Below are 24,544 nucleotides of genomic sequence, written 5' to 3'. Positions count from 1 at the left end.
TAGGAGAGAAATAAAAAAAAGGTGATCGCGTTAAGGGCGATCGCCTTTTTTCTTTGGGTTAAGAGTTATGGGTCAAGAGCCATTGATAGACTCACGACGAATAACTCAGGACTAATGATTAAAGACTCAGATTACTTAGTTTCCGTCACCCGCCAGCTGAGTTTTAGATTGATCCAGAAATTCCACAAAGTCACGGCAGCGATCGCAATTAGCTTCGCAACGTATTGATTCACACCCAGGACATTGAACAGCAAATTCAGGATCAAAAGGTTTAATACCAGCCCACTCAGACAGACCAGATTAAATTTCAACAGCCGCTTGAACCGCTTGTTCCATCCCTGTTGGCGACTGGAAATGTCAGCAAAAGTCCAGCTGTCATTCCACAAGAAATTATTGATAATTGCCAGCTCCGAAGCCAAAGCTGCACTGGTCGTCAGTCCTAATCCCACTTGGGTACGCAGCAAATAAAACACTGCCATATCTACAAATACGCCACTGAAACCGACTGCACCAAATCGGAGAAATCGACCAATGGGCCAGCGGGAAAGGCGTAACCTCAGCAAATGCCGCAGATAATCTACATATTGCTTCGCACTGACCTTACTTTCCCCCGCTTGGCGTTCTTGAAACACGTAGCCTGCTTCAGCAATCCAACGGATATCGCCCCGACCCAGCACCTCAATCAAAATCTTGTAACCCACCGGACTCAGTGTTTTTCCCACCAAGCACTCGCGGCGTACCAAAAAATAACCACTCATCGGATCGGAGACACGACCCACTACTCCAGGCAGCAGTATTAACCCCAGCATCTGGGCACCACGAGATAAAAATCTACGTACAATACTCCAGTCGCTGACACCGCCACCTTCCACATGGCGACTAGCCGCCGCCAAATCTGCGCCCCGATCCATTTTCGCTAACAGCTGCAATAACAACTCTGGTGGATGCTGGAGATCGGCATCAATTACACCTAATATCTCTCCCCGTGCTGCCTGCCAGCCGCGAATTACCGCTGTCGAAAGTCCCCGTTCTTCAACCCGCCGCATCACTCGTAGATGCGGATACTCCAACATCAGAACCTGAGCGATTTCCCAAGTTCCGTCGGGGCTATTATCATCGACCACAATCAGTTCATAGTCATTCGGGATAGCTCCATCCAACAACTGAGTCAGTAATCGGACAATCTCCCGGATGTTGTCCCCTTCGTTATAGGTAGGAACCACTAAAGAAAAACGGATCGGGCGCGTCTGCGCGTACCCGCGCTCGTCCCCTAGTGTCTGAGATGTCTTAGAGCCTGTTAAAGTTGTGGGAAGAGCTAATTCAGAGATTTGCAATGATTCTGATGGAACCCGCAATAGGGGTGGCAATCCAGGAAGCGTGGGATTGTTTTTAATATCTTTGCGGCTTTCCACCATATATCTTTATTCCTCTTTAAAGTCAATAAAATCAAATACTTGCAGCTAAACTTAGAGCCTGAGCGATGTTCTCAGATTCAGCCTCTCCAGACTTCAGAGAAATCTGACCCTCTCATCTTGAGATCCTTAAAAAGATCCGTAAAAATTAGCGGCTCCTGTCAGGTACGCAAACTTACGGTTTTAGGGCTGCTCTATACTACGCAACAAGTACTTAATACCACATCCGTACGGCAGTATCTTTACTTAATCTTTAAATTAGTAAGTAGATTTACAGGTCAACCTGTAAAGATTGAGTGAAATGATATCTAAGCTACTGCAAATGTTACAAGATTGATGTAAAAGAGCAAATCAATTTTCTTCAGTAAAACTCGCAAGAGATTACCTTTTTACCTAGAAAAGAGATTTTAATAAATTGTAATATATTAAGTCAGTAAAAATTCGCATAAAAAAGTCTGCTGACACAATAACTTGATTTGAATATCCGTAAATTTGCTCAGAATTGCATCTTTTCTCAGGTTACACTAATGGGCAACTTTTTCTTAGCCTCTTTTTTCAGGACGATAGAGAATCGAAATGTCAAGCAAATTTTGACAAGATCCTCCAGTCCCCGCTGCATTAGGGGAGAAATCCCAAAAATTGCACGCTGGGTTTAATTTTCGATCTTTAATTGTTTTTGTAGAGATTGGCGCATCACGTCCACTGGCGGCTCGCGGTTTAACCAGATTTTCAGGGCGGCGGCTCCTTGTTGGACGAGCATTTCCAGTCCATCAACGATAATTGCGCCTTGTCTTTGTGCTTGTTGCAGAAACCGGGTAGGGTTGGGCTTGTAAATCAGATCGTAAGCGATCGCGCCTTCTGGCAAATTGGCGATCGCTTCTGCATCTAAGGGAGACTCGTCAACCTTCGGGTACATCCCAACAGGTGTTGTATTGACTAACAAAGATGCTTGAGAAATCAGGTTCGGTAGTTCTTCCCAAGAATGAATGCTGATTTCCACTGGTAAGGATGAATTGCGCCAGCTATTTTGAAAGGCGGTTAAATTCTCCCGGTTTCGCCCAACAACATGGATTTGGGCACAACCTAGTTTTTTACAACCGGCAACCACTGCCCGCGCCGCACCACCATTGCCTAAAATGACCGCTAGACTTTGGCTCCAATCCCCCTGGTTAGCTTCCAGGGGGGCGAGGAAGCCTTCAACATCCGTATTCGTGCCCATCCATCCCTTATCCGTCTTCGTAACGGTGTTGACGGCTCCTATCGCTTGGGCAATGTCGGATACTTCTGATAGCAGGGGGATAATTGCCTGTTTGTGGGGAATGGTAACGCTAAAGCCCACAAAATTATCCATTGCGGCAAAACCGGCGATCGCTTTCTCTAAATCTTCCGGCGCGACCGACAAAGGTACATAAACGCAATCTAATCCTAAATGAGCGATCGCCGCATTGTGCATCACCGGCGATAGGGAATGCCCGATGGGATGACCAATCACCCCTAAAAGTTTGGTTGTACCTTGAATCATCTGCATTTGGAAAAGTTGGTAACAAGCATCGCTTCTTACTACCATACGGCTATCGGAAATCTTGTTGACAAGCAATTAAGAGCGACTTGCCACGGGGATGAGAAAAATCATTAACGACCAACAACTGACAACAGATAAATAACCAAGCTCAGCAAAACTGAGTTGTATGCCAAAATCAGGATTGATGCATACTGAGCGACCATGCTGGGAACACAACTGGGAGGGCGCTATAAAGTAGTCAAAGTCCTAGGAGCTGGAGGATTTAGTCAAACTTACATTGCCGAGGATACGCAGCGACCGAGAAACCCTAAGTGTGTTGTAAAGCACCTCAAACCTGCTCGTCAAGATCCTGCTTTTTTGCAGGTGGCTCGACGGATGTTCAAAACCGAGGCAAAAACGCTTGAAAAACTGGGCCACCACCAACAAATCCCTCATCTGCTAGCTTACTTTGAACAAGATCAACAATTTTACCTGGTGCAGGAGTTCATTGAAGGTTCGCCGCTGAGCGATGAATTGCACCAAGGTACGCGACTGAGCGAATCTGAAATTATTCAGTTCTTGCAGGATGTACTGGGCATCCTGGAGTTTGTTCATGCTTATCAAGTCATCCACCGCGACATCAAGCCGAGCAATTTGATCCGGCGGCGACAGGACGGCAAATTAGTTTTAATTGACTTTGGCGCGGTCAAGGAAATCCGCACCCAGTTGACGAGTGGAACCGATCAGACCAGCATTACAGTCGGAATTGGCACTCAAGGTTATGTGCCGAGCGAACAACTAGCGGGTAAGCCAAAATACAGCAGCGATATCTATGCCTTGGGGATCACTGCCATCCAACTGCTGACTGGGTTAAGACCGAACCAGCTACCAGAAGATCCTGAAACCTCTGAGATTATTTGGCGGGATAAAGTAAAGGTCAGCGATCGCCTAGCAGCAATTTTAGACAAGATGGTACGATACCACTTCCGCGATCGCTACCAGTCCGCTACAGAAGTCAGCCAAGCGATCGCTTCATTGACAGAGGTATCCTTATCTGAAAATACGCCCGTTCCAGAAAATTTTGCTCCAGAAAATATTGCTGACAAAAGCGGGCAACAAATTAGCGATCGCGCGGGTGTCCTTGAGAAAAAGGCATCGCCGATCCGTTTAGCGATCGCCAGTATCCTCGCTACCAGCTTCTTGCTAGGGGTGAGGCAACTGGGTGGTTTGCAGTCCTTGGAACTGGCAACCTTCGATCAGATGGTGCGGTTACGGTTTGCGACACGGGTATTGGGAGACTTAGATCGTTCATCCCCAATGGAAGGGCCAGATCCTCGCCTTTTAGTCGTCGAAATCACCGAAGCAGATATTAAAGCTCAAAACAGATATCCGCTATCCGACCGGACTCTGCATCAGCTGTTAGCGCAACTAGAACGGCATCAACCACGAGTCATCGGTTTGGATATCTATCGCGACATCCCGATGGAACCCGGTCATGCAGAATTATCCAGGCAATTACAAAAGAGCGATCGCATCATTACCGTCTGCAAAATCAGCGATATCGATAATCCTGGAGTTGCACCGCCAAAAATTGTCCCGGAAGACCGCCTTAGCTTCGACGATTTGGTGATCGATCCCGATAACGCCGTTCGCCGCAGTCTCTTGTTTGCGACTTCCGATGTCGGTGCCTGTAAGACCCCCTACTCCCTCGGTGCGCGTTTGGCACTGCGCTACCTGGAACAACTGGGAATCGAGGCACAACCGCACCCAAAAAATTATCTCCAGCTCAATTCAATTGTCTTCAAACCCCTAGAAGCCAATTTTGGAGGATACCAGCAGGCAGATTCAGGCGGCTACCAGATCCTGCTCGATTATCGCTCCGCTCATAATATCGCCCAGCAGGTAACGCTCACTGAAGTTTTGAAAGGTCAGATTAACCCCGATTGGGTTAAAGATCGCATTGTTCTGATCGGTGTCACCTCACCCACAGTTGATAACGTTTTTTATACCCCCTACGGGGGCAGTCGTAAGATGTTTGGGGTAAGGGTGCAAGCACAGACCGTCAGCCAAATCCTCAGCGTTGTTCTAGACAAGCGACCTTTGTTTTGGTCTTGGTCGGAATGGGTTGAGGTGCTATGGATTGTGGGATGGGCAGCCGTTGGCGGCATTTTAGCTTGGCGAATCCGTCATCCCCTGCGATTGATTGTGGTTGGAACTGCAACGCTGGGCATTTTGTTCGTTACCGGCTTCTATTTCTTTATGCAGGCAGGTTGGGTACCTGTCGCAGCACCAGCGCTGGGTTTGCTAGGTAGCGGCGGCTCCACGATCGTCTGTCGGCTGGCTCCAAAAAGAAGAAAACAAGAGCAACCTAAAATTCCCCAAGAGACGCTTTCAGCACCGATAGATAACTGCCCCCCAGAGGAGTCAATCCCAGCAGATACGCTATTCACTCAGGAAATCAGCTTCCACTCAGGTTCTACACAAACAACGATGGGTGGCAACTTAGAACCTAATCAGTGCCACTCTTTCTCTCTTTCCGCCACTGAGGGGCAGCTATTGACAGTGGCAGCGGTAGAAGGCAACGTCAATATCACCGTAATCGATCCGGAAGGGCAAACGGTCGGGACGATTACCGATGGCGCACAGTGGCAAGCATTGCTGCCTTCTGCTGGCAATTACAAAATTGAAGTGTACGCGCCTGATGCATCTGTTTATACGGTCAGTTTTGATGTCGGAAACGATGCAACGGAAAGTTCAAACCCGACAATTCTCACAAATTCTCAATTGAACAGCAATAATAGTTTGACAGAGACAAGGATAGACGGCTAAAAAATTTATTGAGTTTGTTTTGCTTGAGATTGCTAATAGTTAATCGATTGATTAATGAATTGCACAATTATGGGTATATAGGAATCCTATTTCAGTAGTGAGATGGGAGGATTTAGCTCCCCGATTTTTCCTTCACGAATCATGGAGAATTGGTATAGCAACGAGCAGTGAATTGGAGCGCCTTAATGGGTCTGAGTCTGTGCCGCTGGCTCCTCTCGCTGAGCTTTAAATGCAGACGAACCGGGAAGAGATTCTAGAGCGAGCTGACCTGCGATCGCTTTCTCTTCCACACTGCCTTGAATCTTAATTTCCCTTTCGCACTTGATGAATCGACACCCCAGCCCTATCAGTCGGGAGAGTCAATCACGATCAGCGTATAATTGCCCCAATGGCAACTCCTGAGTTGTAGAGCGATCGCTGCCATCAATCAGTCTACCCTCAACCTAATTTCTCAATAGTATTTGAGCAGATTCTTAAATATTTCTATATCTTTTTGCTGCCAGTTGAAGATTGCTTGGCTTCACATGGACTTTGCTAACCAAGTTTCTGCGAGGAGTGAGTCAGGGATCGGGCTTTTATGTCTCTCATCAACTGAAGAAAAATTTTTTAATTAATAGCTTGTCACTCAGCGGCAAGTTTCACTTTTTCCACATTTACAAAGCGAGGTTGCAATGTGACAACCGTTTTGCGATCGCAATCCTTTACCTGACATTGCTAAATTAAACTTTGATTTAGCAATGCCCAATTTAGGGCAATCTAGAGATTCCAGCTAAATCTTGGCAAATTCACCAGAATCTGCCTCAACCGTTTTAGCTTGATAAAAGCAGTTTTGAAGAAAGGCTTTATGTAGGCGATCGCTAGATAGTTGTTGTCACGTATACAAACAAAATTCATAAACCTTAAACTGCCTCTCCCACCAAGTATGGACAAGCAAATTTAGCTGATCTGGGGGGAAGAGGGGTTTGAGACAGACAGATAAAACTAAATTCTTCCCTTGACTTACCAAAATAGAATTTTCATGTTTAATAATGAAGAATATCTATCTAAAGATGGGGAATCAATCTTGAATCAAGTGTTGTACTGACTCAACTTGCTCAGTCTCTAGCAGATTCTTCTGCATATTACTCGCTGTTATGGAAACCCAAGACTCAGCTATCCATCAGTTTGAGCTTCAACTTTGAGTCGAATGCGCTTGAGGGGTCGCGGCAAAAGCTAAAGCTGGGAAGCTTATCTAACCGTATCTTTATGCATCGGGAATAACTCCGAATTATAGCCAAAGATCGTAATATGTGGAAGCTTTTAAAAGAATTGTTTTCTTCAAGACAATTTATCCCTCACGGTCACTGCTACCTTTGGCAAACGAAACTGGTATGGCTTCACCTGGTTTCTGACTTGTTGATTGCGATCGCCTACTTCTCGATTCCGGCGATGCTCATCTACTTCATCCACAAACGCAGAGATAATCCTTTTCAAAAAATATTTGCCTTGTTTGGAGCCTTCATTATTCTCTGCGGTACCGGGCACCTGATGGAAATCTGGACGCTTTGGCATCCAATGTACTGGCTCACAGGAATTGAGAAAGCGCTGACTGCCTTGGTTTCGTGCTACACGGCTCTACAATTGGTAACGCTGCTGCCGCAATTCCTAGCTTTGGAAACGCCCGAACAACTAGAGATTCTCAACCAGGAACTCCAGAACGAGATTGCAATCCGGGTGCAGGCAGAAGAAGCATTACGCCGCGTCAACGATGAGTTAGAAATTCGGGTCAGCGATCGCACCGCCGAGTTATTAAAAACGCTGCATAATCTAGAATCTGAAATCGCCGAACATAAACAGACACAGCAGGAGTTACTCCAGAGTCAGCATTTCATTCAACGGATTGCCGAAGCAAGCCCCAATGTTTTGTTTCTCTACGATCTGAGCGAGCAGCGCAATGTTTATATTAATCGTGAAATCGCCGTTACTTTAGGGTATACCCCCCAAGAAATTCAAGAAACGGGGTTAGCTTTCCAAAACCTGATGCACCCTGACGATTTCGCCAGACTGCCGGAATATTTCCAACAATTCGAGGACGCCTCTGACAGCGAAATCTTTGAGAATGAGTACCGGATGAGGCATCGAAATGGAGAATGGCGGACTCTGCTCAATCGGGATACTCTGTTTGCGAGAACCGCTGACGGCAAGGTGAAGCAGATTCTCGGCACGACCAGCGATATTACTGAAAGAAAGCAAGCAGAAGTTGAAATTCGTCTGTTGCTGGAAGCAACCCAAGCCATCAATCGTTCTGTTGACGTTGATACTGCTTTAGCAATTATTTTGCGGTTAATTTGTACGACAATCGGCTGGGATTTGGGAGAAACTTGGGTTCCGTCTGATGATGGTACAGTTTTAAAAAATAGTCCGGGTTGGTACGGGTGCGATCGCGAAGCGGTCGTCGCTTTGCGACATAGCTCGGTTGAAGAATTCCGACGCCATAGCGAAACAGTCACATTTAGAGCCAACGTGGGTCTGCCAGGGCGCGTTTGGTCATCGCAGCAACCAGAATGGGTCGAAGATGTTTCCGAAGCCACCCAGGAAACCTTTGTGCGAGCGCAAATCGCCGCAAAAGTTGGATTAAAGACGGGTTTGGGCGTGCCAATTCTCGCCAATCAGCGAGTGTTGGCAGTTTTAGTTTTCTTTAAGCGTGGCAAAAGTGCAGAAGATCGACATTTGTTTGAGCTAGTAAGTGCAGTTGCGGCTCAGTTAGGTTGGCTGATTGAGCGCAAACTTGCCGAAGCCGCTCTCAGAAGCAGCGAAGAACGGCTGCAAATGGCGTTAGATGGGAGTGCTTTAGGGATATGGGATTGGAATTTAACGACCGGAGAGATGTATTTCGACCGGCAATGGAAGAAGATGCTGGGGTATGAGCCAGAGGAGATTGAGAACAGTTACCAGTCCTGGGAGCGGCTAGTACATCCAGAGGATACCTCTAGGGCGATAGACTCTTTAACCTTGCATCGGGAAGGTAAAACACCCGTTTCCGAAATTGAATTGCGGATGCGCTCAAAATCAGGCGAATGGAAGTGGATTTTGTGTCATGGTAAGGTAATGGAGCGCGATCGCTCTGGTGTGGCGCTGCGGATGACGGGGACGCATAAAGACGTTAGCGGAGCGAAGCGCGACGAAGTCGTTCGCATTGCCTTAGAACGAGAACTCGCCTTGCGGGAAGCTCGCCTGAATGCCTTTTTCAGCTCGGCTCCTGTCGGATTGAGCATCATGGACGAGCAACTGCGATTCGTGCAAATCAACGAACTCCTGGCAGAGGTGAATGGTTTCCCCGCGGGTGACATGATTGGCAAGAGCCTCTGTGAAGTCATCCCCGATATCGCCCCTAAGCTGGAACCTCTCTATCGGCGAATGTTCGCAACAGGCGAATCTATTCTCAACCAAGAAATCAGCGGTGAAGTACCGAGCCAACCGGGTATTGTTCGAGACTGGATGGTTTCTTTCTTTCCCATACCAGACGAGGATAATCGGCTTTCTGGCGTTGGGGGAGTGGTGATGGAAATCACTGCTCGTAAACAAGCGGAGGTGGCACTGCGCTCGGCGACCGAACGCCTGCAACATCTGCTCACCTCTAGTCCGGGAATTATTTATAGCTGCAAGGCATCGGGGAATTATGACATCACCTTTGTCAGTGAGAATATCAAGACAGTTTTAGGCTATGAAGCCCAAGAATTTCTCGAAGATGGAACTTTTTGGGCAAGCCACATCCATCCAGAAGATGCTAGTCGCGTCTTTGCTGAATTACCGCGACTGTTTGTTACAGGAGATTACGCCTACGAATACCGCTTTTTGCACAAGGACGGAACTTATCGCTGGCTCTACGATCAGATGAAATTGGTCAAAGACGAAGCGGGTAATCCCATCGAGTGCGTTGGGTATTCCTTAAACATCAGCGATCGCAAGCACTCAGAAGAGCGGCTGCGACTGCTGGAGCGAGCGATCGCCGCTTCTAGCAATGGTATTGTCATTAGCGATGCCCAACTGCCCGACACGCCAGTGATTTACGTCAATCCAGCTTTTGAGTCCATCACGGGTTACTCGGCAGCAGAAACTCTGGGCAAAAATTGCCGCTTTTTACAGGGACCCGACACCACCCAACCCGCTCTTGAGGAGCTGCGGCTGGCACTGCGCGAAGCAAGAGAGTGTCGCGTTGTGCTGCGGAACTATCGCCAAGACGGCAGCTTATTTTGGAATGAATTTTCTATTGCTCCAGTGCGAGATGCTTTAGGGTGCTTGACTCACTATGTGGGGATTCAAGCGGATATCACCGAGGAGCGAATCGCAGTAGAAGCGCTGACCAATCAATTTAGCCGGACTGTCCTGCTCAAGCAGATTGCCGAAGAAATCCGCTCTAGTTTAGAACCTCAGCACATCTTTGCCACCGCCGCCGAACAAATTTCTCAGCTACTCAGGATCGATCGCTGCCTCATTCATACCTACGTGGTGGAACCGGAACTCAGAATTCCGATAGTCGCTGAGTTTGTGGCTCCTGGTTATCAATCGCTACTGTCTTTGGATATCCCTGTCGTTGGCAATCCCCATGTCCAGCTAATGCTCGCACAAGATGCTGCCATTTCCTCACCGGATGTTTATGCTGAGCCTCTTTTAGAAGCGGTTGAGCCATTTTGCCGCCAGATCGGTCTAAAGTCGATGCTAGCAGTGCGGACTTCTTACCAGGGAGAACCGAACGGAGCAATTGGCTTGCATCAGTGCGATCGCATCCGTCAGTGGACAGCAGACGAGATTGAACTATTAGAGTCTGTTGCGGCTCAAGTCGGGATTGCGATCGCTCAAGCTTCCCTCTTAGAGCAGGAAAAACAACACCGTGCCTATCTCGACTGCCAAAATCAACAGCTACAGCAAGAAATTAGAGTTCGTCAACAGGCACAAGAAGAGCTTGTCAATGCTCAAAGCGAACTGCGGCGGCAGTTAGTCGCGGTAGAGTCGGCATTGGATGGTATGGCGATTCTCAATGCCGAGGATGAGTACATCTATCTGAACGATGCTCATATCAAGATTTTTGGATACGACAACATCAATGACCTTTTGGGTAAGACTTGGCACAAACTTTTTTACCCAGATGAAATTAATCGCTTGGCTCAAGAAGTTGTTCCCATTCTGTTACGAGAGGGAGAATGGTGTGGAGAAGCAATCGGTAAAAAGCAGGATGGAAGCACCTTTTTCCTAGAAATTTCTCTGACTTATACCGAAGAGGGATTTCGGGTTTGCATCTGCCGGGACATTAGCGATCGCAAACAAGCGGAAATTGCCTTGCAACAGCAATTTTTGCGGGAACGGTTGGTGGGGACTATCCAAGAACGCATTCGCTCCTCTCTTAACCTAGAGGCAGTCTTGAAAACAGCCGTGGATGAAGTCCGACAATTTTTGGCAACCGATCGGACAATTATTTACCACTTTAATCTAGACTGGAGCGGGGTTGTGGCTGTCGAGTCAGTGGGCGAGGATTGGACGCCAATTGTCGGAAGCAATATTCAAGACGGCTGCTTTGTGGAAACCTATGTCCCCCTTTACCAGCAAGGTCGCATTCGAGCGATGGCGGATATTTACAACGCGGGTCTAAATGAGTGCCATATTGATTTACTCAGCCAGTTTGAGGTGAAAGCGAACTTGGTGGTTCCGATTTTGCAAGGAGAAAATTTGTGGGGATTGCTGATTGCCCAGCACTGTGAAGGCGCAAGGGAGTGGCACTCCTCCGAAATCGAATGTCTCAGACAGTTATCTGTGCAATTGGCGATCGCTATCCAGCAATGCACGCTCTTTGAAAAAGCCACCACTGAAATTATCGAGCGCAAACGGGTCGAGGAGGCATTGCAACGGAGCAACAGTCGGTATCAAAATTTGGCAACAAACATACCGGGCATGATTTATCAATTTATGATGCGCCCGGATGGGATGATGAGTTTTCCGTATATCAGTCCCGTTTGCCAAGAAATCTTTGGTCTTTCTCCAGAAGCGGTTCAGCAGAATATATCTTTAATATTTGATGTCGTTCATCCAGATGACTTACCCAATGTCATTGAATCGATCGCTGTCTCAGCGAATACGCTAAAACATTGGCATGGCATCTGGCGAATTATTGTGCAAGGGAACATCAAATGGATTCAAGGGGATTCTCGACCGGAAAAGCAAGCGGATGGGAATATTCTCTGGGATGGTTTGATGATCGATATTAGCGATCGCTTTCAGGCTGAGGCAGAATTACGCAGAGCGAAAGAAGCTGCCGAGGTTGCCAACCACGCCAAGAGCCAATTTCTCGCCAACATGAGCCACGAACTGAGAACGCCACTCAATGCCATCCTTGGCTTTACCCAAGTGATGAACCTTGACTCATCTCTATCCAAAGCTCATCAGGAATATTTGGGAATCATTAATCGAAGTGGCGAACATCTCTTGGAATTAATCAACGACATTCTAGAAATGTCCAAGATTGAGGCAGGCAGAACGACTATTCATGAAAATTCCTTTGACTTAATTCGCCTCTTGGACAACCTAGAAGAGATGTTTCGATTAAAAGCGAAATCCAAGGGATTACAGATTATCTTAGACTATGCCCCAGATATTCCTCAATACGTGCAAACAGATGAAAGTAAATTGCGGCAAATCTTGATGAATCTCCTCGGAAATGCCATCAAATTTACTTCATCCGGCGGTGTCACCTTGCGAGTTAGACATCAAATCGATAATCCGCAGAAATCTCATTCCTCATTATCCATTCCCAATCACCGTTTGGTGTTTGAAGTCGAAGATACCGGCCCTGGTATTTCCCCACAAGAAGTAGACAAATTATTTGAAGCTTTTTCCCAAACAGAAACAGGTCGGCAATCTCAGCAAGGAACTGGATTAGGTCTACCAATTAGCCGCAAATTTGTGCAACTTCTGGGAGGAGATATTGCAGTCAGCAGCCAAGTAGATCGGGGAACGCGATTTTCATTTGATATCCAGATTCGTCAAGCTGAAGCGACTGATATTCAAACGACACAGCCGCAACCCAGGGTGATTGGTTTAGTCCCGAACCAACTTCAATATCGCATCCTGGTTGTGGAAGATCGCCTGGAAAATCGCATCCTGCTAGTCAAACTCTTAACAGATGTTGGATTTGAAGTGCGCGAAGCCGAAAATGGTCTAGAAGCATTTGCCCTGTGGAAGACTTGGCAGCCGCACCTGATCTGGATGGATATGCGGATGCCAGTGATGGACGGGTATGAAGCTACCCGACGCATTAAAGCGGATGTGAATGGTCAGGCGGTAGTCATTATTGCGATAACGGCTAGTGCCTTTGAAGATCAGCGAAACCTGATTTTGTCAACAGGCTGCGATGATTTCATCGGCAAACCTTTCCGGAATGAAATTATCTTTGAAAAAATGGCTCAACATTTAGGGGTACGTTATCTTTATGAAGAGTCATTAGAAGGCGGAAGTTGCTTCCCCCCCCGACCTAGGGGGAGTGCGGAAATTTCAGCACCCAATTCATCGTTTCTCCTAAGTCCTTCGTTCTTTCAAGAGATGCCTGTTGAGTGGATTGCAGCTCTCTATCAAGCCGCTATTGAGGCAGATGCGGAGTTGATTTTGAGCCTCGCCGAGCAAATCGCGGAGTCAAAGGCTCCAATATTCAATGCTCTGGTGGATTGTGTCAACAACTTTCAGTTTGAACAGATCACTGATTTAATCGAACAAATTATCTAATGAATAGCGATCGCGTATTTCCACTAAACGGAAATATTCTACTTGTTGACGATACGCCAAACAATCTGCGGCTGTTATCCGATTTGTTAAGTCATCAGGGCTATAAAGTTCGCAGCGTAACGAACGGACAAACTGCTCTAAAAGCGTGTCAGGCAAAACCGCCGGATTTGATTTTGCTCGACATCAATATGCCTCAAATGAATGGCTATGAGGTCTGCGAAAAACTGAAAGCTAACGAGCAAACCCGCGAGATTCCTGTAATTTTTTTAAGCGCTCTCGATGAGGCGATTGACAAGGTAAAAGCTTTTACGGTTGGCGGAATCGATTACATCAGCAAGCCGTTTCAGGTAGAAGAAGTGTTAGTCCGCGTCAAGAATCAACTGGCTCTGAGAGAAGCACAAGTAAAAGTTCTGGAACTGAACGCAGAGCTTGAAAATCGGGTCAAGGAGCGTACCAGTCAGTTAGAAAGGACGAATCAAGAACTCAATGAAGAAATTCTTGAGCGCAAGCGAATCCAGAGCCAACTGCTAGATATGGCGTTGCACGATCCGTTAACTGGCTTGCCCAACCGGGCTGTCTTCATGGAGCGTCTCGAAAACGCACTCAGCCGGACTAAGCAAGAGGCAGATTATCAGTTTGCGGTGTTATTTCTCGATTGCGATCGCTTTAAAGTCGTCAACGATTCTCTTGGTCATCTGGTGGGAGACGAACTGCTGATTGCATTTGCCAAGCGTGTCCAAAAGGCTCTTTCCAGACGACTCGAACCCTGTCTGAGCATCGTCAATACGCTAACACGATTAGGAGGGGATGAATTTGCAATCATCGTTGAACAAATTAATGATGCCTGCACTGCTACCCTAGTTGCCGATCGGATTCTTCAAGAACTCATGCATCCTTTTCAACTATCCAGGCATGAAGTATTCATGAGCGCCAGTATTGGCATCGCTTTGGGAAACAATAACTATGAACAACCTGAATATTTGTTGCGGGATGCAGATACCGCTATGTACCATGCAAAGACATGTGGCAAAGCTCGGTATCACGTTTTCGATCCAGCCATGCACCAGGAAGCTATCCAGCTTTTACAGCTAGAAACCGACCTGCGAAAGGCTATAAATCAACAAGAATTTCAAGTTTATTATCAGCCGATTGTTACACTGAATACTGGCAAACTTGCTGGATTTGAAGCCCTAGTGCGCTGGAATCATCCCCATCGGGGATTTATTTCTCCATTGGACTTCATTCCAATTGCAGAAGAAACGGGTTTAATTACTCAGATTGATACTTGGGTGATGCGGGAAGCTTGCCAGCAATTAAAGATTTGGCAACAACAAAAACTAACGCAAGAACCTCTAACAATTAGCGTGAATCTTTCAGGTCGGCAGTTTTCCCAATCAAACTTAATTGAGCAAATAGACGAAATTTTTAAAAAAACTCAACTAAGTCCACAAAGCTTAAAACTAGAAATCACAGAAAGTGTCCTTATAAATAATAGCCAATCAGCAATGGCAATTATTCAGGAACTCAAGAAGCGTCAAATTCAGTTAAGCCTTGATGACTTTGGAACAGGTTATTCTTCTTTAAGTTACTTGCACTGCTTTCCAATTAATACCCTAAAAATTGATAAATCTTTCGTTAACCGTATGGAAAGTAGTCAAGAAAATATAGGGCTGGTTCCCGCAATTATGAGAATGGCTCATACGATGGGGATAAATGTGATTGCTGAAGGAATAGAAACTTCCGGTCAATTAGCCCAACTAAGAGCGCTCAATTGTGATTTTGGTCAAGGATATTTGTTTTCCAAACCTGTAGAAAGTAAATTAGCTTCAGAACTAATTAAAGCAGATCCTCAGTGGTAACAATTATCTAAGAAAATTTCTTTTTATTTTAAAAATTAAATTTAATCTGCGGAGCATACAAAATAAATTTAATCGGAGGAGTGTACATCTGTTTGTATTTCTCCTTCGGCTAAAAGATACGGTGTTCGCACGTCTTTAGTTAAGTTGCAAAACGTTGATTTCCCTGGCATCCCCCCAATAAATTGGGAGATTTTAACTTGATTTTCCCCTTGTTTAAGGGAGGTTATGAGAATAAAACGACGCTTGCAAGTTCAAGAAGACTTGTGTGTCCACGGTAGCCTTTAAAAGAGGGTAAAGTATTTTGTAGGTTGGCTTTCTTCCTTCAATCCAACACCCTGTTCGGTTGGGTAAGACCTAATCCTTCAAACCAACCGCAGATTTCGTTGCTTTAAAAATTCCCACAAAATTATTTTATTTATCACGAGTTTGTCCCATTAGTCTACTATCTCCAGATATATATACAAAAAAGGAAACAATTCGTTAGATTTATAAAAAGTTAGTCTGAAGGCTTAAACTCCTTAGCCGGACAGCACAGACCTTTCCAAAATCGTACCTCTATCAACACTAGCCGCACTAAACTTTATGGTATCAACTCCTCCATCTCAAGCTTCGTCATCTCAATACGAAGTTACTAATTCAGAAGCAGAAATCGAGTCTTTGGTTATCGAAGCTAAACCAGAAAGTGATATTGATTTAGAGTTTCTATACACCAGAGATATTGAATTTCGCCAGGAAACCATTTACTTCATTGTTGTAGATCGTTTCTATGACGGCGATCCTGACAACAGCGAAGGGCCAAACCCAGAACTTTACGATCCAGAGCGAAAAGATTGGGGTAAATATTGGGGTGGAGATTTACAGGGAATTATTGAAAAACTAGATTACTTAAAGGACTTAGGAGTTACCGCAGTTTGGCTTACCCCCCTGTTTGAGCAAGTGGAAGCATTATTTGTTGAGCAAGCTGCGATTCATGGCTATTGGACGAAGGATTTTAAACGGATTAATCCTCGCTTTATTAGCAAGGATGAAGAACCTTCTCTTAACAAAACTCAAGATACAAAAGATACAGTTTTTGACAGATTAGTTGCTGAGTTACACAAACGCAAGATGAAACTGGTGTTGGATATTGTGTGTAATCACAGCAATCCAGATTTCAGCGGGAAGAAGGGAGAACTCTACGACGATGGAGTAAAGATTGCTGATTTTAATGACGATAAAGATAACTGGTATCACCACTATGGTGAAGTTACCAATTGGGAAGATGAGTGGCAGGTGCAAAATTGTGAATTGTCTGGTTTAGCAACTTTTAACGAAAATAACGTCGAGTACCGAAACTACATTAAATCAGCCATTAAACAATGGCTAGACCGGGGAGTTGATGCTTTACGGGTTGATACTGTAAAGCATATGCCGATCTGGTTTTGGCAAGAATTTAACGCGGATATTACCACTCACAAACCAGATGTTTTTATCTTTGGCGAGTGGATTTTTAGCGACCCTCGAAGCGACCTTTCGGTAGAATTCGCCAATGAATCTGGCATGACAATGCTAGATTTTGGTTTTTGTTTGGCAATCCGAGCGGCTTTGGCGCAGGGTGCTGAAGGAGGATTTCACCTGATTCAAGATGTTCTGGATCTGGATCATCGTTACTGCGGGGCGACGGAGTTGATTACATTTATTGATAATCACGATATGCCCCGCTTCCAGTCATTGAATCCCGATCCAGAGATGCTGCGGGTAGCGATCGCTGTGATTATGACCTCCCGTGGGATTCCCTGTATCTACTACGGTACAGAACAGTATCTCCACGACGATACCAACGACGGTAACGATCCTTACAACCGTCCGATGATGGAAAATTGGGATACCGAGTCACGCCTCTATCGAGATATCCGGTTGCTATCAGGTTTGCGGCGATTAAATCCAGCCGTATCGATGGGGAGTCAGTGGCAAAAATATCTAACGCCTGATGTTTATTGTTATGTACGTCGTTACCGCGATTCTGTTTTGTTTGTAGCGATGAATCGAGGGGAAGCTGTCAAGTTGGAAGCAATTGATACGGAGTTACCAGACGGCGAACATACCGATATTTTAATGCGGCGCAAGTTTGAAGTTACAGACGGAAAGTTGCAAGACTTGGAACTAGACGCGCGGGATGTAATTGTCATCAGTCATGTTGGGGAACGCATCAAGGGGCAAACGATTGTGCGGGTGCAACTTAATGGAGTGCAGACACAGCCGGGTGAAACTGTTGTGGTAATCGGAGATTGTCCGGAGTTAGGCAATTGGGATATCTCTAAGGCGTATCCGCTTGAATTCATCAATACTAATACTTGGTTTGGGGAAATTCCCTTTGATGAAAGTGCTGGAAAGTTAATTACTTACAAGTATGCACTGTGGCGTGAAGGTCAGGCACCCTTGCGCGAAAATACTGTCGGTCGCCGCTGGGTTATTGCCACGGAAGGGACAGTAAAATGGCGCGATAGATGGGCAACAGGACGGGAATCTTAATAATTTAAACGCAAAGGTACGCTAAGGAAATCCCAAAGGTACGCGAAGGAATATTTAACTTTGTGTACCTTGGTGATTTCCTTTTACTAACTCTGCGTTATAAATTTTCAGTTATTCTAAGGTTGATAACAGTTCGAGGAAGACTCCGTTTGTCCAACCAAAGCCGATTTCGTTGGAACTGTAGCCAAAGAGAATTTCATGGGAAACATTGGCGGAGCAATTACAAACGTCATATTTTTCTACTAGCGTTCCGTATCTTTCAAACTCTTGCACTAGCAGAGATATAAACTTTTTCGCTAAACGATCGGCGTCTTGGTGATAACCATAGCGATGAAGTCCTTGAACTGCAATTAACTGTAAAGGTGCCCAACCAAAGGGAGCATCCCATTGATTTCCGGTTACATGAGTGCTGGTGAGTAATCCTCCCGGTGCCTCAAATTCGGGTAAATTTTCGGCTACTCTTTTGGCTTGTTCTTCAGATGCAATTCCAGCCCACAAAGGATAGAATGTGGTGGCAAATTCATAGGGGCGACGCTTGCCAGTATGGAAGTTGTAATCAAAGTAAAGTCCAGCTTCTTCATCCCAAAGAAATCGGTCAATTAATTTGTGGCGGTTGCGAGCGCGATCGCGCCACTGATGAGCAATTTCTTCGTATCCCAAAATATCGTTTATCTGAGCGGTATCTTGTTCTGTTTTATAAAGCAAAACATTCAAGCAAACGGGCGCATAGTGAATAATATCTACACTAAATGGGCCAAAACGGTTGCTGATGTCAAACCCAGATTCTCGCATGGAACGATCGCCTTTGTAAAATAAATCAGTTAAGCGATCGCTCTGGCGGTCATAATACAAGTTGACATCGTAAGCTTCAACTGCAAACGTCCGATAATATTCCCGTACCCGATCATAATGAGTTCTCCCTTCTTCATCCCGCTCGGAAATTAACACTTCCGGCGCTGGACCTTCACCTAATGCAAAATAGCGCGAAAGTCCGGTTGCTTGATTCAGGTGGGGGGGTAATGTCCAATAGTAGTAAAAACGTTCAACGGTTGGCAGTACTGATTGCAGCCAGTCCCGATCCTGCGTGTGCTGGAAGAGAGCCAAAATCATCGGCGTAAGGACGGGAGGTTGCGATCGCGTCAGCATATAGGTACGATTGGCATTCAAAATCGTGCCGTAATGCTCAATTTCATAAATTAGCTGTTCCACCAAGCTTTTGGCCAATTCTATTTCTCCATCTCGCAACAATCCTAACTGGATAAAATAGCTATCCCAGCCGTACATCTCATTAAAACGACCGCCCGGAACCACATAGGCATGAGGTAAATAGAGCAACCCGTGATCTTCAATTTGATCAACTTCTGCCGGTAACGTGCGAATTTCAATTTGATTAAATTCTTCGTTGCTCAAAACTTCCCGCAAAGATGCCTCAATGAGCGCTCGATCTTCTGATTGCGAGACATAGATAGGCCAACCTTTACCGGGAATATGACCAATTTTCGGGTCGCGGGCAGCATCCAAAATATGCTCGTGAGAGCGATAGAGGGTTTTCCAAGTTTTTTTAATGTAGGCTTTTACTGCCTGAATTTGTTCTAGGGAGGGAAACAATTCGGTTTGAGGTAATGATTGATTAATCACGATTTTTCCTTAGTATTTGTAATAAATCTGTCTGTTGCCCCCCGATCGATGGGGGGCAACAGTATCTGATGTCCAGTATGACAAAGGGGAATCGGTATTAGCGATCGCTTTCGCTAATTAATAAAGCGACCGGAAAGTGTTTTAAGGCGTCCGCAATCAACACCGTGCCATTCGCGATCAGGGACTGAGAAGTAATTGCATCTTTCATTGCAGATGGCATTCTCTGCGGTAGCTTCAACCGGGTGTCACCCCATACTTCGCCCAAAGGATATTCTCCTTCTTGGACAACGTTCGTCAGCAATCGCGGGACAATTGTAATTGCCACCCGATTTTCATAACTTCTGGCAAAAGCAACAATCCGATCCTGAAACTTCCCATCCACTTCTAGCGGTACATAATCTCCTTTTTGGAAAACTGCCAAATTTTGTTTTCTTGCCTCTAAAACCCTAGCTATCAAGAAAAGCTTAATTCTTCCATCCTCCTTACTCGTAAATAGCTCATCGATCAGCTTCAGAACATCTGCCTTAGCTTTCTCTTTAATCTCTTTAAGGAATGCTAGCCGCTGCTCAAAGTCCACTGGACGCCGATTATCTGGGTCTACTAAACTCAGCTCCCATAACTCCGTTCCTTGATAAAAATCAGGTACACCAGAAGCGGTAATTTTTAGCAAAGTTTGAGAGAGAGAATTGAAGATTCCGTAGTAAGCTATCGATTGTTGGAAGGGCAGAAACTCCTGGAGAAATTGATTATCTGTGGAAGGCTTCAGGACTTCTTCGATAAAAGCAACAAAGCCATCTTCATAATCAGTATCCGGTCTGAGCCAAGCGGTGTGAACCTTAGCCTCTCGAACCGCTTTCACTACATATTCTTTCACGCGCTCTACAAAGTGCGATCGCTCGCTTTCAGCAAACGGAAAAGCACCAACCAGCGTTTGGTAAAAGAAATATTCATCATTCTTTTGAGGAAAAACCCGACCCTTCATGCGGCGTTTTTTAGAGTCGTTAATTTTACTCCAAGTTTTTACCTGTTCTTCCCACTCATCGGGAATTTCTGAAAGCACATTTATTCTAGCTCTGACATCTTCCCCACGCTTGGTATCATGGGTTGCCGTGGCATTCATTTTATGAGGCCAACGCTCATGCTGCTTTTGGTTGAACTCGTGAAAATCTGCAACGCTAACCCCAAATTGGCTCGGATTTCCACCCACTTCATTCAGGGATAAAAGTCGGTTGTAAACATATAAAAGCGTATCCTCAATTCCTTTCGCCATCAATGGGCCAGTCAACTGCTGAAGTCTCATCACGAAGTGACGCTGTACTTCTCTTTGTTCTGCCTTTAAAGAGTCCTCCTCTTCTAGCAACAAGAGTTTTTCAATGTAGTTCAGTTCCTTCAAAAGCAACGGCACTTGCTCTCTAGCTTTTTCAATGACTTCCTTCACATAGAAGCGATCCGATTCTCTTAATCCCTCTTGATTGATATAAGTTCGATAAACGGGAAACAGTATCAGAATCTCAGCTAATGCTCTTTGCAGACCATGCTGAGTAAAATCGATTCCTACTCTAGAATGCCCCGATACTCGTTTCAAAAGATGGGCTAAATTATCTACATCTCCCGCCATATTTTTCTCTACAATCAGCCTTTTTTTATCCATGAAAAGCTGCTCGTACGGGGTATTTAAACCTGTCAGTCTAGAGTAAATCTCAGTAAACCGTTCCTCGCTCTCAGTTCGGCAGAAAATACCGTTAACATAGTTTAAGAAGTCATAGCCGCTGGTTCCCTCTATAGGCCAGTAAGCAGGTAAATCTTCTTTATGTTCCAGAATTTTTTCAACCGTAATATAGACATCTCCAGCTTTGTTTCTCAGCCGTTGCAAATATTCACTTGGATCGTAGAGTCCGTCAATATGGTCGATTCGGAGTCCTGTGATTGTTCCAGACTCAACCAACTGACTTATAAAATTATGAGTTTTATGAAAAACCTTGATTTCTTCGACTTTGACAGAAATTAATTCGTTGACGGTGAAAAATCTTCTATAATTCAGTTCTTCAGCACCCACTTTCCAAAACGAAAGGCGATAGAACTGTTCTGAAAGCAACCTATCAAGAGAATTAAAACTTTCTGGATTGCCCTTCTCCCCATTAAAAAACTCTATGTTGCTATCGATAAACTCCTGAACCTCTGGATTTTGGGTATAAAGTTCCCCCAAAAGTCCTTTTACAAAGGCTATCTGGTCATATCGTTCTTTACCTTTTGGTTCTACTAGCGTGTTTTTAAGCAGGTAAAGAATCCCTAGTAATTTAACAAAATCTGGATGATTTCTTCCCAGAGATTTAGCTAGTTTTCCTAAGTTATGAGTAATAAACGGGGCATAAGATTCTATTTTTACAGGAAGTTTTAAGCTAAAATAATTAACACTCAGTCCGCTTTGAGCGTCGTACTGGAGTTGAATTTCGCCATTTTCCAAACAATCCCCATAAAAATTTCCCAACATTGGAGCAAGAACTCGCTCTCTCAAGTTTTCATAAGGATGATTCCAGTCAATATCGAAGTAATCAAAATACTCGGAATTCGGTCCATTTTCTAGAATGTCCATCAAGAACTGATTTTGGCTATCATAAGCCATGTGGTTGGGAACAATATCCTGTACCCATCCCATGTCGTAATTCTTGATTTCATTCACCAATGCTTCAAATTTTTCCGGTGTTCCTAGTTCGGGATTCAGTTGTGTGGGATCAACAACATCGTAGCCATGAGTGCTACCTTCTCTTGCTTTAAAAATGGGCGAAGCGTAAAGATCGGAAATTCCTAATTCAGCGAGATAAGCAATAATTTTCTTGGCTGAATCAAAGGGAAAATCTGCATTAAATTGAATTCGGTAAGTAGCTGCTGGAATCCGCATGATGTAATTTTAATTCCTCAATGATTTTTCTAATTTTGTCAGGTGAACAGTGCTTGCTCTACAGTGACGACTGGCGAAGCAAAGCCTCAATCGTCTCGTTATCATCAGTTTGATAATTAGGATTGGAAGGCTCTGCCTCGTCTATTATCCTGCTATCTCGTAGAGAACAATACTCTGTGGTTTGATGGTCAATTCTTGGTTTGGCGTGAGTTTTTCCGGTAAAGTGAAACCAGAACCCATCCACTGAGTATCGGAAGAGTCTAAAATCTTTTGCCAATTGCCACTTGGTAGATTAGCTGTAAAAGTGACCTCTTTTTGATTGAAGTTCATAATGGAGTATATCTGACTAGTTTCACTCCAACGCCGAAGGAATAATATTTTATCGGCTTCAATGCTGGATGCTTCTAGAGTGTTTTTGTCTGGTTTCTTCAAAGCAGGAATTGTTTGACGTAGATGTATAAGTTGCTGATAAAATTCCCAAAGAGCTTTGTGTTTTCCTTCTTTTCGCTTTTCCCAGTTGAGCTGACACCTCTGGAAGGTTTCAGGGCTTTGGGGATCTTGCATTTCGCCTCGCCCCACAAATACTTTAAATTCTTCTTCTTTACTCTTGCGAATTGCTTCAATCAAATCTTCATCTGAATGACTTATAAAGTAAAAGAAAGGAGCTTCTTCACCATATTCTTCACCCATGAACAGGAAGGGAACAAAGGGAGATAGAAAAATAGCTGCCGCAGCTAGCTTCAACCCTTCTAAGGAAACAAGCTGAGATAACCTTTCTGCCAGGACGCGATTACCAATTTGGTCGTGAGTCTGGGTAAAAACAATAAATCGATATCCTGGTTCGTCTTTGGAAGAACTACCATGACGGCGCTTTCTATGAGAAGCGTATTGTCCGGAGTAAATAAAGCCTTCTTTGAAAGATTTTTCGAGTTGTTCAACCTTTCCAAAATCCTCGTAATACCTATCGTTCTCTCCGGTGAGTAAGGTATGCAATGCGTGGTGAAAATCGTCATTCCACTGTGCATCTATTCCATAGCCGCCCACTTCTTTGGGTCGAATGACTCGGACATCGTTCAAGTCGCTTTCGGCTATCAGATAAAATTTTCTACCTTGTTGCTGAGAAAAATTAGCAACTTGGTCTGCCATTTCCTGTAATAAGGGTCTAGCACCCATCTCAAAAATGCCCTGAATGGCATCTAATCTTAGACCGTCTATGTGATATTCTTGGAGCCAGTAAAGAGCGTTTTCTAAACAAAAATTACGGACGCCATCGCTGTATTTGTCATCAAAATTCATTGCCTCTCCCCAATCACCGCGATATTTGGTAGTGAAGTAGGGAGCAAAATCTCGGAAGTAATTTCCTTCAGGACCTAGGTGATTGTAGACGACATCGAGAATGACTGAGATACCGTGTTGGTGACAAGCATCAACGAGTTTTTTTAATCCTTCGGGACCACCATAGGAATTCTGCACGGCAAAGGGAAACACCCCATCATATCCCCAGTTTCTCTCACCGGGAAATTGAGCAACTGGCATAATTTCAATGGCATTAATCCCTAACTCGCTTAATTCAGCAAGTCGGGGAATTATTGCCTCAAAGGTGCCTTCTGGAGTGAAGGTGCCAACGTGTAATTCATAGATAATAGTTTCATCTAAGGGAATGCCAGACCAATTAGTATCATTCCAGGCAAAAGTGCTAGGATCGATGACTTGAGAAGGGGCGTGTACCCCCTTCGGTTGGTATTTTGAAGCTGGGTCTGGTCTATCAGTTGTTCCTTCGAGTTTGTAGTAGTAAAGCGTTCCTGGTTCAATGCCTGAAGCTTTAACTTTCCAGTAACCTTCTTCATCCTGTTGCATTGTGAGAAGGCGTTCTTCAGGAGAAACAATTTGTACGGCTACTGTATGAAGAGTGGGTGCCCAAACGGTAAATTCACAATTTCCGTTGCCCAAGTAACAAGCGCCAATTCTCACCTTTAATTAGCCTCGCTGTTAAGAGTATTTTTTGCCTAATGGCGAAGTCGCGTTAACGTATCCCAGAATATAGTTACGTTTAGTTACGTAGAACTGCCATAAGGTGTATTTTTATTTACTCAATTAGCGATCGCGCATATCAGCTTACTGACCTCTGGCAATGGCAGAAGGCTAA

The 24,544-nt window shown here is 44.9% G+C and carries 9 protein-coding genes; 4 read left to right on the top strand and 5 right to left on the bottom strand.

Features of this window, described 5'->3' with window-relative positions; genetic code table 11:
* Positions 1-131: 131 nt before the first annotated feature.
* Positions 132-1,415: a glycosyltransferase gene (locus tag NDI33_RS16160; RefSeq protein WP_190675393.1), complete on the bottom strand. Its 1,284-nt coding sequence runs from the start codon at positions 1,413-1,415 to the stop codon at positions 132-134.
* A gap of 649 nt (positions 1,416-2,064) precedes the next feature.
* The gene (locus NDI33_RS16155; protein WP_190675418.1) at positions 2,065-2,934 is read right to left on the bottom strand and encodes a shikimate dehydrogenase; all 870 of its coding nucleotides are present in this window, start codon (positions 2,932-2,934) and stop codon (positions 2,065-2,067) included.
* Between the two features lie 201 nt (positions 2,935-3,135).
* Here NDI33_RS16155 and NDI33_RS16150 point away from each other — a divergent pair, with 201 nt between their 5' ends.
* From NDI33_RS16150 to NDI33_RS16135, 4 genes are all read left to right on the top strand, one after another.
* Complete coding sequence (locus NDI33_RS16150) at positions 3,136-5,742, top strand: CHASE2 domain-containing protein (protein WP_190675391.1); 2,607 nt, start codon at positions 3,136-3,138, stop codon at positions 5,740-5,742.
* Positions 5,743-7,029: 1,287 nt separating this feature from the next.
* Positions 7,030-13,491, top strand: a complete 6,462-nt coding sequence (locus NDI33_RS16145) for a PAS domain-containing protein (protein WP_190675389.1) — start codon at positions 7,030-7,032, stop codon at positions 13,489-13,491.
* Positions 13,491-15,350, top strand: coding sequence for a GGDEF domain-containing response regulator (locus NDI33_RS16140; RefSeq protein WP_190675387.1), 1,860 nt, complete (start codon positions 13,491-13,493; stop codon positions 15,348-15,350). Before NDI33_RS16145 ends, NDI33_RS16140 begins: the two co-directional genes overlap by 1 nt.
* 582 nt (positions 15,351-15,932) lie before the next feature.
* A complete protein-coding gene (locus NDI33_RS16135) occupies positions 15,933-17,861 on the top strand; it encodes an alpha-amylase family glycosyl hydrolase (protein ID WP_190675385.1) in 1,929 nt (642 codons plus the stop codon).
* Positions 17,862-17,972: 111 nt separating this feature from the next.
* Here the strand turns inward: NDI33_RS16135 and NDI33_RS16130 are convergent, their stop codons facing one another.
* From NDI33_RS16130 to treZ, 3 genes are all read right to left on the bottom strand, one after another.
* Positions 17,973-19,496 carry a trehalase family glycosidase gene (locus tag NDI33_RS16130; RefSeq protein WP_190675417.1) on the bottom strand — a complete coding sequence of 508 codons (1,524 nt, stop codon included), beginning with the start codon at positions 19,494-19,496 and terminating at the stop codon, positions 17,973-17,975.
* Positions 19,497-19,596: 100 nt separating this feature from the next.
* On the bottom strand, positions 19,597-22,398 hold the full coding sequence (gene treY, locus NDI33_RS16125; protein ID WP_190675383.1) for a malto-oligosyltrehalose synthase: 2,802 nt from the start codon (positions 22,396-22,398) through the stop codon (positions 19,597-19,599).
* A 144-nt stretch (positions 22,399-22,542) separates the two neighbouring features.
* Positions 22,543-24,369 carry a malto-oligosyltrehalose trehalohydrolase gene (gene treZ / locus NDI33_RS16120; protein ID WP_190675381.1) on the bottom strand — a complete coding sequence of 609 codons (1,827 nt, stop codon included), beginning with the start codon at positions 24,367-24,369 and terminating at the stop codon, positions 22,543-22,545.
* Positions 24,370-24,544 lie beyond the last annotated feature (175 nt).

The organism is Trichocoleus sp. DQ-A1 (genome assembly GCF_039961955.1).
Lineage (GTDB): Bacteria > Cyanobacteriota > Cyanobacteriia > Cyanobacteriales > FACHB-T130 > FACHB-T130.
This window is presented reverse-complemented; position numbering and strand designations above follow the sequence as displayed.